The organism is Listeria sp. ILCC792 (assembly GCF_900186135.1).
Lineage (GTDB): Bacteria > Bacillota > Bacilli > Lactobacillales > Listeriaceae > Listeria > Listeria goaensis.
In genome coordinates, this window is the sequence record NZ_FYBO01000002.1 from 263575 (window position 1) to 277570 (window position 13996).

Genomic DNA, 13996 nt, shown 5'->3' on the forward strand with positions numbered 1-13996 from the left:
GCGTTCACAACATGCTTGGCTTTTTTACTCATCAAAATAAACAATCATATACTTCCGTCCACGTTCCTGATCATACCCTTGCACAAAATCATCTTCGTTCAAGTTTTCCAAATCCTTAACCGTAAGCGTAATATTTCGCCCCAATTTAAGCGTTTTTCTCACTTTTTTAGAAAGCTTCTCCGCTTTTTCCTCGTCCACCTGAAATTCCTTCGGCAAACGAAAATTATTTTCCTGCTCAAAGTTCTCCACAATCGTCTTAAATTCCGCCTGTTGCACCGGACTCTCAATCGTTTTCTCCGTAAACGCATCAATATCAAGCATTTCTGACGACTGCATATACTCGCTCGTCGCCTTCACAAAACTCGCCTTCTCCATCAGCGACTCCTCTTTTTGCTTAATATAGTCCGTACAAATATTAACAAAGCTCTCTGTATAAAATTTTTCATCCGCAGTTTTTTCAATCGCTAAAAAGCGGTCCTTCCAATATATCGAGTCATTTTTCGAAAGCCGACTGAGCACCAGCACTTTGCCTCCATCTTCAAGTGCATCATTAAAAATAAAGCACCCTTTATCTAAATCAGTACCCGTCACCCCTGAATCATAACTAATCGTGAATTTTTCCCCATTAAAATCATTTTTAACATATACTTCTTTATTTTCCACTTTAAAGATCCCAATTGCATTCGTGAAATTCCCATCCACAACGCAGCCTTCCAATTCAAAAATCCACACATCACCACTTTTAATATTCGGATGTGTCGATTCACTATATAAATGCTTTAAAATTTGCTCTGTATCCTCTAAAAAATGCGTATTATCAGCAAAAATATTATTAGAATATGTATAAACCTCATTGAAATCCAAACTCGTTTCATGCGTAAAATGAAAAAAATCATCATTTTGAAAACCATCACAAAAAATCGAAATAAGCGTCCGGTTCAAATCTTCCGAAATATCCGTCAAACAATTTTTTGACACCTCATAGCCTTCCTCCTGCGCTTTATTCCCCACAAAATGAACTACGAGCTGCTTCACTTTCGCATATGTAAAATCCACCATCTAATTCGTCACTCCAATCTTTCCAACTATTAGCATACCTGACAATCCAAAAATTTGCTATACTAAACTAAAAAGGAGTTTTTCAAATGGCCACTCAAGCATTTATCAACAGCGTCTATTCCGTCATCCAGCGAATCCCAGAAGGCAAAGTAACCACATACGGCCAAATCGCCTATATGATTCACCATCCTAAAAACGCCCGCCTAGTCGGCAACGTCCTAAAACATACCGACCGCACACTTAACATGCCTTGTCACCGCGTTGTGAACTCATCCGGACGCACCGTTCCCGGCTGGCCCGAACAAACAACATTACTACATCAAGAAAACGTCCCCTTTAAAAAGAATGGTTGCGTCAATTTAAAACAATGTTTCTGGCAAGGCTAGAAGCGCTTATCCAGCTCAACTAACACACCCGAATCATTATTTGATTTCGCCTCAAAACGAGCTGCTTTTTTCACATAATCAGGCGCATTCTCCATCGCAAAACTAAATTCCGCGAGCCTAAGCATCTCTAAATCATTGCCACCATCTCCAAAAGTCATCACTTCGTCTTTAGAAATGCCCCATTTCTCCATCAAAATCTCAATTGCATGCCCTTTATGATAACCCGGCTGAATCAAATCAATACTACCATGCCCACTACTAACAGGCGTCGCCAAATGACTAATCGAACCACTTAACTCGTCCAGCAAGCGGTATGTTTCCTCCTCCTTGCAAGAAAGCGCAAATTTAAACACCACATCATCAATCTCCGAAAAGTCAGCCACTTTTATTAAAATCGGGCAATAAAATTTCACAAAATCACAAAATTCTTCCGACACCGTCTCCAGTACATACGCGCCTTTCTTCCCACAAATAATGGTCTCAAAATCCGTTTTCTCACGCAGAACTGCCGTAATCTCAGTAAAAGCACGCTTATCAAAAATGCCCGCAAAAATATCCTCGTCGCCTTTCCGCACATACGCCCCGTTATCCGAAACGAATGTAATCTCCTCTTTTATCTCTTCAAAAAATGTAGCTAATTGGACATACTGGTTGCCACTCGCAACAACAAATTCCGCTCCTACGCGCCTCATACGCCCATAAATATCCAAAAACCATTCCCTATCATAGTTCTTCTTATCATCCAAAAAAGTCCCATCCATATCTACTGCCACTAATTTAATCATTCCAACACACCTTTCCTCATCTCCACTATACCAAATGAAATGCATTTCATGTCAACTGTTTATAAAAAATATTCTTCAAGTGCATTATTAATAAATATTTGCAAATCGAATCCAAACTAGTATAATTAAAATTACTGCGACACAATCTAAAAAAGTCTGTAGTATTACTTATATTTCAGGAGGAAAACTCATGTCAGAAACTATCTTAGAAACAAAGAATGGTAGATCCTCATTCTTCGACGGCGGGCTATTACAGTATATTGGTTGGAGTATACTAGGCGCTCTAGTCACAGTATGCACGATTGGAATTTGCTTCCCGTGGGCTCTATGCATGGTCTACGGCTGGAAAATAAATCACACAGTTGTGGAAGGGAAAAGACTACAATTCAACGGCTCAGCAGTTGGACTGTTCGGCAATTGGATAAAGTGGTTGCTCTTGACAATCATCACTTTTGGAATTTATAGTTTCTGGTTATTTATCAAACTAGAAGACTGGAAAGTAAAAAACACCACGTTCAAAAACTAGAATTCCAGCAGCAAACAAACGAAAAAAGCCGTGGACTTGGTCCACGGCTCTTTTCAGCGCAATCAAAAGGAGAAATTCACACAATCAAATAAAGGGGGTATTTGTTTGTGATATATTTCACTGTATAAATATATCACATTCTTTCAATTAATTCAACACTTCACAAACTTTTTATTTTAAATTCATTCCCACCTAATTATTACTATTAAAAAATAATACACACACAGGCAATTTCCAGGCGATGTAACACCTCTAGCGACTTGTTCTTAACAATACTCTTAACTGTTTTAATCTAACACGTAAAAACTATAACAAAAAGAAGCTTTCTCAAATAGCAAAGCTTCTTTTTATAAGTTTCTCGAGAAAATTTTTCACAAAACCAATATTTCACAAATTTATTTTGTTAATGATTCTAATTCATTTAGCTTTTCTTCAAAGACCTTTAGCGCATCTTCAACAGGTTTTGGTGTTGTCATATCCACACCAGCGCGTTTTAATACCTCAATTGGGAAATCTGAGCTCCCAGCCTTTAAGAATTGCACATAATCCTGAACAGCTTTCTCTCCTTCATTCAAAATTTTCGCGCTAAGTGCAGAAGCAGCAGAAAACCCAGTTGCATATTGGAAAACATAATAGTTCATATAGAAATGTGGAATTCTAGACCATTCATAACCAATTTCATCATCGTACTTCATGGCATCAGACCCATAATAATTCTTATTAATTCTAAAATAGTTTTCTGTTAAATATTCCGCTGTAAGAGCCTCGCCTTCTTGATCAGCTTGATGAATCAGATGCTCAAACTCAGCAAATTGCGTTTGCCGGAAAACCGTTCCTTTAAAACCATCTAAGTAATGATTTAACAAATAGGCTCTAACTTTTTTATCCTCATACTTCTTCAATAAATAATCTGTTAGTAGATTTTCATTTGTTGTCGAAGCAACTTCCGCTAAGAAAATAGAATAATCCCCATATACGTATGGCTGATTTTTCCGCGTATAATAACTATGCACACTATGCCCTAATTCATGCGCAAGTGTAAATACGTTGTCAATTGTATCTTGCCAATTCATCAATATATATGGGCTTGTACTATACGCACCTGACGAATATGCCCCGCTCCGTTTCCCTTTATTTTCAACAACGTCAATCCAGCGTTTATCAAAAGCTTCTTTTAGAATTTCTTGATACTCCGCGCCTAATGGAAGCAAGCCATTTAAGACAATATCCTTGGCATTCTCATACGTAAACTCAAGGTTCACATCATTTGATAGCGGTGTATACATATCATACATATGCAATTCATCTAAGCCTAAAAGTTCTTTGCGAAGAGCGACATAACGATGTAATAAAGGCAAATGTGCATTAACTGTTTCAACAAGTGAGTCATAGACCGATTCTGGAATGTGATTTGAAGACAAAGCCGCTTCTCTGGCCGATTTATATCCTCTTGTTTTCGCATAAAAATTAGATTTCTTCACTTGTCCACTAAGTGTCGTTGCAAGGGTATTCTTTAAGCCTTCATAAACCGAATACATACCCAAAAAGGCTTCTTGGCGAACGCGGCGGTTTCCACTTTCTAAAAGCTTACCATATTGACCATGCGTGATTTCAATTTTGTTTCCATCTTCACCCTCTATCGTTGGAAATTTCAAATCAGCATTATTTAATGTATTAAATGTTCTAGACGGGCTTCCCAGTACTTCACCAGCACTTGCTAAAATGGCTTCCTCTTTCTCCGACAAAATATAAGGACGACTTAAATTCAAATCATCTAGCAGATGTTTATAGAGTTTTAAGTCTTCATTTTCTTTCAAATAAGAAGCTAATACGTCCTCATTTATCGCTAAAATCTCCGGATCAAAATAGGATATCCCCGAGATAACTTGTGTAATTAAGCTTCCCGCACGGCTATTTAAACCTTGATATTTTGCATCCGCCGTATCTTGATCTAACTTCAAATGCGCATACACATACACATTTTCTAATTTATTTAATAAATCATCTCTAAATTGCAATGCACGAAGCAAATGTTTCGCGCTTTCGCCTAGCGTTCCTTTATAAGCAGCACTCTTCTCGCTTAACTGCTGCACCTCTTTAAAACCGTTTTCCCATGCCTCATCACTTTCAAAAATAGTCGTTAAGTCCCATGTTAAATGTTCAGGCACTTCGTTTCTTGCAGGAATTGTTTTGATTTTATTTTCCACCATAAATCCATAACCCCCAAAGTCATATTTCTTTTATTATGAGCCAAGAATTCATAAATTGCAAAAAATCACAACTCTTTATCTAAACAACTTTTCCATATAAATAATCTGCCGTTTTATGCGGAAACGTCCCGCAATATATTCAACCAAAACACCCTCACTCTCTAAGAAAAGCAAGTATTCCTCAAGTAGCAAATGACATTCATTAAGTGGCAGGAAAATCATTTTAATTCCAACAACATACTTTCTGAAATATTGTACGATATGCTCTTTACTAAAAGTATCACCCACTTCAAGTAGCTTAAAGAAATTTTCCCATAGCAAGAACTGCCATTCTAATGCTGGTGTGTGGGTCAGAAACTGCCGTGACAACTGAACACCAATTTCTGATGGTAGATTCAAAATGGCATAGCCTGATTGATACAGCTGCTTTGAAAACATACTCTTACTTTTATACTTTGCATAGAAATAACTTAAATGCTCCCGTTCCATTTTACGGTTGCGTTTAATGTATAAACTTTTAAAACGAATTCTCGCTATTTTAGCTTGCATTTCTTCGAGTGAAATAGAAAGTGGTAACTTCATCGATGAAGCAAAAAAATATTTCCCCACATAATGATGAATATGATAAATTAACTCAAAACACTTTTCTTCTGGATGAAAACAAAATAAGTAGTAGCCTAAATCTTTATCTTTTAGCAAAAAAGCTAACTGAAAAGCTGAAAACAAATACTTGCCCCCGCGCATTGTTAATTCTTGTCCTAATATCCAGTAGGGCTTTAAACTAAGAGATAAGTAGTTTTCCGTTCGTTCAATCATTTCTTTAATTGGTATTGTTGAACATTGATACTCGAGCACAATATTTCCCTCAACAAATAAATCTGCTTGCCGCTTAATCTCCGAGAAATAATGTTCTAAATCCACTTGAAAAGCTTGGGCAGTGAGCCAACCTAATAGTAGCTCTTTAGCCTTCAAATGCTTAGCTGATTCGCCCTCAGAAGCAGTCTTGCACTTGCCACCTTTTTTATGAGCAAAATGTGGTACTTTAATATCGCCATTTTTTAAAATAACTTCTTCTTGACAGCAACAACATACGTAACGCATTTTATTCTTTTCTAATAAATCTCGATTGGTCTTTGTAACTGTAATGACTTTACCAGTTTCAGTTTGAGCAGTAAACATAGATGCACCTCTTTTATATTTTAAATTCGCCGTGTAATCTCAAAATCCTTCTTTAATCAAAAAAATTCTTGCATAAAAAAAGACCTATTCCACAATCAGCGGAAATAAGTCTTTCATCATTTCTAATTAAAATGTTTCTTAATTTGTTCTAAAGCAGGCGTATCCAAGACTAGATTGCCATATTCTTCAAGAATATAACCTGTCAAGCTTGATTCCAAACCATACTCAAGTAAAATACTTACAACATTGTCAATGTTTTTTTCGTTAATTTCTACTTCAGGAAACTCAACATACAAATAATAGTTGTCCTTGTATGAAAATAATTTTGTCGTTACATGTTCAAGCCCAGTTGCTTGGCTCATTGTAATCAAATCTTCAAAATCATTAAATTCTAAAATAAACTCTAACGTATCTTCAGTATTTGAATTATCCTTTTTAACTGGATTAAAATTTTCCTCCAGCATTTTTTCAATTCGTTCTTCCGCCAATTCATCGCCCTGTGTTACACTGAGGTTTAAATTCCCCTCACCTTTACCAGAAATACTTGCTTTTGTAACAAATACTTCTAAGCCATGTTTTAGCGCTTGTACTTGAATCCAGAGCGGACCTTCCGGAGAGAACTCTTCTTCATATTTCAGCTCGTCCATCATTTCCCAGAAAAGTTCTTCACTTTTCTCACGGTCATACCAGACATCTTCCTGATTAAAACCACGCTCTTCTAAATCAAGATAAGAAATATAAAACTTGATTGTATCTTCGTTAATTCGTTCAATTTCCATCGTCACACTCTCCCTTCCAAATTAGTCATTGACAATGAAGGGTACTACTTTACTTATATTTTAGCTCAAAACTGCATTTTATACCACCATTATTTACTGGTAGTCTTATAATATTAGCCGAAAATCCAAAAATAAGCAAGAAAAAAAGTTGCTGAACAAAAATTCATTCAACAACCCTAATATAATCAGTTTAGTTAACCATTTTTTGCGCTTCTCGAAGTTGATAAGTTCTTACTTTTCTTGGTAAAAAACGACGAATCTCATCTTCATTGTAACCAACTTGTAAACGCTTCTCATCAATAATAATCGGGCGTCTAAGCAAACCCGGATTCTTTTGAATTAACTCAAACAACTCTTGTAGAGGTAAACTGTCCAAGTCAACGTTTAGTTTCTGGAATGTTTTAGAACGTGTTGAAATAATTTCATCTGTTCCATCTTCCGTCATACGGAGGATTTCTTTTATTTCATCTAAACTCAGTGGTTCAGAAAAAATATTTCTTTCTTTATAAGGGATTTCATGTTCTTCTAACCATGCACGTGCTTTACGGCAAGATGTGCAACTAGGTGAAGTGTATAACGTTACCATTAGACATTCACACTCCTTAATCGGTTTTAATTTTGTTTCATTCACAAACGAATCGCTAATTCATTTCTCTATTTTGAAAATAGCAATATAAGAACTTACATTTCCATTATACACTAAACTTGTGAAATTCTATATACTATTTTCGAAAAAATTATAACAAATATGTAGAAATGTTTTTTAGTAAGTCGCTCTTAGTATGTACCCTTACTATACTTGGTTTAAACTAGAATCACATGAAAATTTCCTCAGATTTATTAAAATTCAATGAGAATTCACTATCAATATTTCTCATTAAACAAAAGAATTCTAGCAAAATGCTAGAACTCTTTTACTTATTTATACACTAGCTATCAAGCTAGCATGCTTCTCTTTATAAGACTCAAGTTCCGCTTCCGAACAATAAACAAAATGTCCCTCAGCAACTTCACGCATTTTCAATTCTTCACCGTCTTTATAATTATGCATCGTTGGATCATATGCTTTACGCACACGAGTACGTTCATAATTCGGGTCTGGAAGTGGAATAGCAGATAAAAGCGACTCCGTATAAGGATGTAGCGGTGCACGGTACAAATCATTAGCTGGAGCTAACTCAACTAATTTCCCAAAATACATGACACCAATACGATCACTAATATATTTTACCATTGAAAGGTCATGTGCAATAAAGAGATACGTTAGTCCCTTATCTTTTTGCAATTCCTTCAAAAGATTGACTACTTGAGCTTGAATAGAAACATCAAGTGCTGAAATCGGTTCATCTGCAATGATAAATTCTGGTTGAACAGCAAGTGCTCGAGCAATTCCAATACGTTGTCTTTGTCCACCTGAGAACTCATGTGGATAACGGCCAGCATGTTCTTTGCTCAAACCAACTGTTTCAAGCAACTTATAAACTTGTTCATCAGCGTCAGCTGGAGAACTTGCAAGATCATGAATATTAATTCCCTCTGCAATAATATCACGCACTTTCATACGCGGATTTAAAGACGCATAAGGATCTTGGAAAATCATTTGCATTTTACGACGAAATTCATGCATCTCTTTACGAGATTTTTTTGCATGAACATTTTTACCGTTGTATAAAACTTCGCCACCTGTTGCGTCATACAAACGAATAATGGTACGACCAGTCGTTGATTTCCCACAGCCTGATTCACCTACAAGGCCCAGTGTTTCACCTTTATAAATATCAAAAGAAATATCGTCCACAGCACGAACTTCATTCGCTTTGCCTTCATTGAAGTATTGTTTTAAATTGTGGATTTCAAGTAATTTTTCGCGTTCACTCACCTTGTTCGACCCCCTTCGCATGAACAGCTTGCATACCAGGATGTTCCTTCGCAAATTGTTCTTGACGTCTTAATACAGCATCTGGAGGCGTTACTTCAGGCGCATCCGGATGAAGTAACCAAGTCGCCGCATAATGCGTATCGGATACTTTAAACATCGGCGGTTGCTCTTCCAAATCTATCGCCATCGCATATTGGTTACGCGCAGCGAACGCATCACCTTTTGGCGGTTTTAATAAATCAGGAGGAGTTCCCGGAATAACATATAATTCCTCATCATCTGTATCAAGCGTTGGCATTGAACTAATCAAGCCCCATGTATACGGGTGTTGCGGGTTATAGAAAATTTCATCTACCGTCCCAATTTCAACAATTTTCCCTGCATACATAACAGCAACTCTATCCGCCACATTCGCTACTACACCAAGGTCATGCGTAATGAAAATGATAGATGTATCAATTTTTTGTTGAAGATCTTTCATTAGGTCTAAAATTTGAGCTTGGATTGTTACGTCTAGTGCTGTCGTAGGCTCATCCGCGATTAAAATCTGCGGGTTACACGCGAGTGAAATGGCAATAACAACACGTTGGCGCATCCCTCCGGAAAATTGGTGCGGATACTGCTTAACGCGTTCCTCAGCGTTCGGAATTCCTACCAGTTGAAGTAAGCGAAGTGCCGTTTTACGCGCTTCTGTCTTACTAATTTTCTGATGCTTAATAAGCGGTTCCGCAATTTGCTTCCAAATCGGCATTGTTGGATTAAGCGACGTCATCGGATCTTGGAAAATCATCGAGATATCTTTACCACGAATCTTTTGCATTTGCTTTTCAGACGCTGTTGCCAAGTCCTTCCCATCAAATAAAATTTGACCGGATTTTATGCTAGAGTTACTTTCAGGAAGCAACCTCATAACTGCTTTTGTCGTAACTGATTTCCCAGAACCTGATTCTCCCACAATAGCAAGAGTTTCACCTTTATGAAGATCAAAATTCACTCCACGAATGGCTTGGACTTCGCCGGCATAAGTGTGGAAGGAAATGTGTAAATCTTTAACTTCTAATAGTTTTTCCATTTTTCCTCACCTCTCCTTTAGTCCCGCATTTTCGGATCGAACGCATCGCGAAGTCCGTCAGCTACTAAGTTAAATGCAATCATAATAATACATAATACAATCGATGGATATAAAACCATATACGGCAATACTTGAAGGGTTTTATACCCGTCATTAATTAATGTTCCAAGTGAAGCTGTCGGCGCAGGTAAACCTAAACCGATAAAACTTAAGAAAGCTTCAAAGAATATCGCACTTGGAATACTAAACATAACGTTAATGATAACAACACCTGCTACGTTAGGTAAAAGATGCTTGCTTAGAATCTTAGGAACAGATTCACCTAGAGTTAAGGATGCCAGAACAAATTCTTGGTCTTTCAGTTTTAAAACTTGTCCCCTAACAACCCTGGCCATCGTTATCCAACTCGTCATCGCAATGGCGATAATTATTGAAACCATACCAGCTTTCAGTACTAAAATCATCAAAATAACAACCACTAAATTAGGAATAGCGGAGAGTACTTCCAGTATTCTTTGCATGATACTATCAACTCTGCCACCTTTATACCCGGAAATAAGTCCGTATGCAACGCCGACAACCAAGTCACATAGTGCCGCAACAACAGCAATAATAAGTGAAACTCGTGTCCCAGCCCAAATACGAGCAAATTGGTCACGACCTAATGTATCACTTCCTAACCAATAGTATGTGCCTTCTTCAACATTTTTTTGTTGATAAACATCTACTTCTGTACCACCAATATTCTGTTTACCATTCCAAAAAGGCATATTCTCAAAACCAGGTACTTTCGGAGGTAAACTTGCATATTGATTATTTTGGTAGTTAACACTATTTTTAGGACCTAGATTTGGTGACATATATTGCCCAAAAATAGCCATCAAAACGATAACCCCTAATACTATGATTGAAACTAAAGCAGCTTTATTTTTCCGTACGCGTATCCATGAGTCTTGAAGGAAAGTCAAACTTGGGCGTGAAATTTTTTCTGCTTCAGCATCTTTAATTTGCACTGGCTGGAACATTTCTTTTGCAATTTTTTCTGCCATTATTTTTTCCCTCCAGACACACGAATTCGAGGATCAATTAGTCCATATAAAATATCTACAATAAGAATGACTAGTATTAACATCACAGCAAATAGTAAAGTAGTTCCCATAATTACCGGATAATCATTCGTTTGTATAGACATTACAAATTGGCTACCAATCCCAGGAATCCCATAAATATTTTCAATTACAAGTGAACCTGTCATCAGCGCAACAGACAATGGTCCTATAACAGTAATAAGCGGAATAAGTGCATTTCGAATAGCATGTTTCACTGCTATTTCAGGTCGACTGTTCCCTTTTGCTTTGGCAAGCAAAATATAGTCAGATGCAAATACATCAATTAATTCAGTTCTCATGAAACGTGCTGCTGTTGCAAGTGGAAACATTGCAAGCGCAAATGCTGGTAAAATAGATTCTGCAAAAGTCCCCCACCCAGCTACAGGCAACCATTGTAATTTTGCTCCAATCCAGTATTGCAGGACTGTAGCGAAGACGAAAGAAGGAATCGATTTTCCTAGTATCGCAATGAAGGTACTGGTATAGTCAGGCCACCTATTCTGATACATGGCGGCGATAACTCCTAAAATAATACCAAAGAAAAGACCAAAAACCATTGCTTCTAGTGCGAGTGTGATGGATGGACCAATAAGCGCGCCTAGAATTTCAGATACAGGACGATTGTCAAGTTGGAAAGATACCCCTAAATCCCCTTTTACTAAACCTGTCATATAATTAAAATATTGAACAGGCACCGGATCATTTAAACCGTATTTCTCATTCATAATATGAATTTGCTCATCAGATAGTTTTTCCTGATTACGATACGGTGTACCCGGCAAAAGCTTCATTAGGAAGAATGTAACCGAAGCAATAATGAAGAGTGTTATTAACATGTAGAAAACGCGTTTTAACGTATATTTTGCCATCTATCTCTACACCTCCCAAATTTATTTTTATGTGTTAAAGGTTTTCAAAAATTCGCCATATGCTTAGAGCCTTTATTTTATTTCATTACATATGTTAATCAAGTAATTTTCTCAAAACCTACTTTTTCCAAATTTAAATATGACGTTAAAGCGTTTTGTTGCATCTCGCAAAACATCAGCAAAATGAGAGAGTATATCGAAATATACTCTCTCTCAAGTCAAGCATTTCTTAAAAACTTATTTAGTCAAATACGTATTTTTGTACGTATAGTCAGGACCAAATGGATTTTTTTGTAAATCCTTAATATAAGATTGTTGCAAGTATGCATTTGAACGGTGGTAAAGTGGCGAAATCGCTACATCATCTGTAAGCAAGATTTGCTCTGCTTTAACCATTTCATCCCAACGTTTTTGTGGTTCAGCCGCATAAGTCACAGCTGCATCTTCTAAGATTTTATCATAATCAGGATTAGAGTAGCTCATTCTGTTTTGAGCGCCACCTGTTTGGAATAAATCTAAGAAAGTAGATGGATCTTGATAGTCAGGACCCCAACCACTCATAGAAACATCATAATCTTGGTTTTGGTCGTTTTGCAAGCGAATCTTGAATGGTACATTTTTAAGGTTCACTTTCAAACCATCAAGGTTAGTTTCTAATTGGTTTTGAATAAATTCAGAAGATTTTTTAGCATTTTCAGTATCATCACTTGTAAATTCTAAAGTAAGGTTACTTACTCCTAGCTCTTTCAAACCTTGTTTCCAAGCTTTTTGAGCTTCTTCTTTATTGTATTCTAAGTGTGCGCCAGATTCTTTCACATAGTCTTCTTTGTTACCTGGATCAAATGTGAAATCTGGTGGCACTAAGTTGTTAGCTGGTTTAGAACCATTTTGAAGTACAGTATTTACATACGCTTCTTTATCAATTGCAAGTGCAATTGCTTTACGAATGTTTTTATTTGCAAGTGGAGTTTTCTTCCCTTTGCGTTCTTGGTTAAATTTAATGTAGAAAGTTGAAGAATCATTAACTACAGTGTAGTCTTTATTATCTTTATTTTGGGCAGAATATTCAGCACTTAGAAGCGCGCGGTCAATTTTACCAGTGTTATAAAGATTTAAGTTAGTTCCTGCGTCTTGAACAACTTGAACATTGATTTGTTTCAATTTCACAGCGTCTCTATCCCAGTAGTTATCGTTTTTAACGTAAGTCCATTTTTTATTCGTTCCTGTCCAATCTTTCAATACGAAAGGACCGTTATATAAAATATTATCACTGTTTTGAGCATATTTTTCGCCTTTTTCCGTTACAAACTTCTCATTTAATGGGAAGAATGTTGGGAATGCGAATAATGAATTAATGTAAGCAGCTGGTTTAGATAATGTAATTTCAAGAGTTTTATCATCTACTGCTTTAATCCCTAATTCTTCAGGTTTCATCTTACCTGCTACAATTTCTTCACCATTTTTGATAGCGGAGAATAAGTAAGAATACGTTGCAGCTGTGTCTGGGTTAACCGCACGTTGCCAAGCAAAGACATAATCTTTGGCTGTAACAGGGTCACCGTTAGACCATTTTGCATCGTCACGTAATTTGAAGGTATAGACTGTTTTGTCATCACTAACTTTTGGTTCTTCAGCGGCTCCAGCAATTGCAGGAATACCATCTTTGTCAAGCGCATATAGACCTTCATTTGTTTGGTTAAGTACATTTAAACCAACTTGGTCATCTGCTTTTGAACTATCAGCAGAAGGAATTAATGCTGATTCTGACAAGTTAAGAACTTGTTCCCCTGATGCTTTACCATCACCTGAGCCTTTTTTATCGTCGGACGAAGAATCATTTCCTCCTCCACATGCTACTAAGACTAAGCTCAGTACAAGTGTCAATCCAAGAGCTAAAAATAATTTAGATTTTTTCACTAAATATACCTCCCTTTTTTATTTTTCTGAAAAATTGTTTCACTTGTTATTATACCTCAGTTTTTTAAGCTTTGTAAATTGATTTAACCAAATATTTCAAATCAAGGCTAAAAGTGATAAATTTCAAAAAAATTCTCACAATGGCTAAAGAATATGAAAAGTCTGACAAATAACACATACGTTTAGTACATTGATTTGAAAGACGAAACACCATTGATTAAGTTTT

Annotated in this window: 13 protein-coding genes; 2 read left to right on the forward strand and 11 right to left on the reverse strand. The window is 36.6% G+C overall.

Annotation, left to right across the window (positions count from 1 at the left end; genetic code table 11):
- Nucleotides 1-24: 24 nt before the first annotated feature.
- Nucleotides 25-1059 carry a nucleoid-associated protein gene (locus CFS60_RS03905; RefSeq protein ID WP_088838856.1) on the reverse strand — a complete coding sequence of 345 codons (1035 nt, stop codon included), beginning with the start codon at nucleotides 1057-1059 and terminating at the stop codon, nucleotides 25-27.
- Between the two features lie 86 nt (nucleotides 1060-1145).
- Between CFS60_RS03905 and CFS60_RS03910 the strand changes: the two genes are divergently transcribed.
- Nucleotides 1146-1445, forward strand: a complete 300-nt coding sequence (locus CFS60_RS03910; RefSeq protein ID WP_088809303.1) for an MGMT family protein — start codon at nucleotides 1146-1148, stop codon at nucleotides 1443-1445.
- On the opposite strand, the gene CFS60_RS03915 is transcribed toward CFS60_RS03910, so the two are convergent.
- Complete coding sequence (locus CFS60_RS03915) at nucleotides 1442-2230, reverse strand: Cof-type HAD-IIB family hydrolase (protein WP_088825514.1); 789 nt, start codon at nucleotides 2228-2230, stop codon at nucleotides 1442-1444. The two genes, CFS60_RS03910 and CFS60_RS03915, sit on opposite strands and share 4 nt — an antisense overlap.
- A 190-nt stretch (nucleotides 2231-2420) precedes the next feature.
- Between CFS60_RS03915 and CFS60_RS03920 the strand changes: the two genes are divergently transcribed.
- Nucleotides 2421-2756 (forward strand): DUF898 family protein, encoded by a 336-nt coding sequence (locus CFS60_RS03920; protein WP_088809305.1) that lies wholly within the window; start codon nucleotides 2421-2423, stop codon nucleotides 2754-2756.
- Between the two features lie 395 nt (nucleotides 2757-3151).
- Here the strand turns inward: CFS60_RS03920 and pepF are convergent, their stop codons facing one another.
- The 9 genes from pepF to CFS60_RS03965 all read right to left on the reverse strand — a co-directional run bounded on the left by pepF (nucleotide 3152) and on the right by CFS60_RS03965 (nucleotide 13770).
- Entirely contained in the window at nucleotides 3152-4966 is a 1815-nt protein-coding gene (gene pepF / locus CFS60_RS03925) for an oligoendopeptidase F (protein WP_088815412.1), read from the reverse strand.
- A gap of 75 nt (nucleotides 4967-5041) precedes the next feature.
- Complete coding sequence (locus CFS60_RS03930) at nucleotides 5042-6145, reverse strand: competence protein CoiA family protein (RefSeq protein ID WP_088838857.1); 1104 nt, start codon at nucleotides 6143-6145, stop codon at nucleotides 5042-5044.
- 122 nt (nucleotides 6146-6267) lie between these two features.
- Nucleotides 6268-6924 (reverse strand): adaptor protein MecA, encoded by a 657-nt coding sequence (mecA, locus tag CFS60_RS03935; RefSeq protein ID WP_088809308.1) that lies wholly within the window; start codon nucleotides 6922-6924, stop codon nucleotides 6268-6270.
- A 190-nt stretch (nucleotides 6925-7114) separates the two neighbouring features.
- Entirely contained in the window at nucleotides 7115-7510 is a 396-nt protein-coding gene (spxA, locus tag CFS60_RS03940) for a transcriptional regulator SpxA (RefSeq protein ID WP_007474633.1), read from the reverse strand.
- Nucleotides 7511-7846: 336 nt separating this feature from the next.
- Nucleotides 7847-8803, reverse strand: coding sequence for an ABC transporter ATP-binding protein (locus CFS60_RS03945; RefSeq protein ID WP_240310315.1), 957 nt, complete (start codon nucleotides 8801-8803; stop codon nucleotides 7847-7849).
- Nucleotides 8796-9875, reverse strand: coding sequence for an ABC transporter ATP-binding protein (locus CFS60_RS03950; protein ID WP_088809310.1), 1080 nt, complete (start codon nucleotides 9873-9875; stop codon nucleotides 8796-8798). Before CFS60_RS03950 ends, CFS60_RS03945 begins: the two co-directional genes overlap by 8 nt.
- Nucleotides 9876-9892: 17 nt before the next feature.
- Nucleotides 9893-10924, reverse strand: a complete 1032-nt coding sequence (gene opp3C, locus CFS60_RS03955; RefSeq protein WP_088809311.1) for an oligopeptide ABC transporter permease — start codon at nucleotides 10922-10924, stop codon at nucleotides 9893-9895.
- On the reverse strand, nucleotides 10924-11853 hold the full coding sequence (gene opp3b, locus CFS60_RS03960; protein WP_088809312.1) for an oligopeptide ABC transporter permease: 930 nt from the start codon (nucleotides 11851-11853) through the stop codon (nucleotides 10924-10926). The genes opp3C and opp3b overlap by 1 nt, the downstream gene beginning before the upstream one ends.
- Before the next feature lie 237 nt (nucleotides 11854-12090).
- Nucleotides 12091-13770, reverse strand: coding sequence for a peptide ABC transporter substrate-binding protein (locus CFS60_RS03965; RefSeq protein ID WP_088809313.1), 1680 nt, complete (start codon nucleotides 13768-13770; stop codon nucleotides 12091-12093).
- Nucleotides 13771-13996: the final 226 nt, after the last annotated feature.

Bases quoted from the DNA above. Each gene is read 5' to 3' on its own strand.
- CFS60_RS03905 (WP_088838856.1), bottom strand. From the start codon at position 1,059: ATGGTGGATTTTACATATGCGAAAGTGAAGCAGCTCGTAGTTCATTTT.
- CFS60_RS03910 (WP_088809303.1), top strand. From the start codon at position 1,146: ATGGCCACTCAAGCATTTATCAACAGCGTCTATTCCGTCATCCAGCGA.
- CFS60_RS03915 (WP_088825514.1), bottom strand. From the start codon at position 2,230: ATGATTAAATTAGTGGCAGTAGATATGGATGGGACTTTTTTGGATGAT.
- CFS60_RS03920 (WP_088809305.1), top strand. From the start codon at position 2,421: ATGTCAGAAACTATCTTAGAAACAAAGAATGGTAGATCCTCATTCTTC.
- pepF (WP_088815412.1), bottom strand. From the start codon at position 4,966: ATGGTGGAAAATAAAATCAAAACAATTCCTGCAAGAAACGAAGTGCCT.
- CFS60_RS03930 (WP_088838857.1), bottom strand. From the start codon at position 6,145: ATGTTTACTGCTCAAACTGAAACTGGTAAAGTCATTACAGTTACAAAG.
- mecA (WP_088809308.1), bottom strand. From the start codon at position 6,924: ATGGAAATTGAACGAATTAACGAAGATACAATCAAGTTTTATATTTCT.
- spxA (WP_007474633.1), bottom strand. From the start codon at position 7,510: ATGGTAACGTTATACACTTCACCTAGTTGCACATCTTGCCGTAAAGCA.
- CFS60_RS03950 (WP_088809310.1), bottom strand. From the start codon at position 9,875: ATGGAAAAACTATTAGAAGTTAAAGATTTACACATTTCCTTCCACACT.
- opp3C (WP_088809311.1), bottom strand. From the start codon at position 10,924: ATGGCAGAAAAAATTGCAAAAGAAATGTTCCAGCCAGTGCAAATTAAA.
- opp3b (WP_088809312.1), bottom strand. From the start codon at position 11,853: ATGGCAAAATATACGTTAAAACGCGTTTTCTACATGTTAATAACACTC.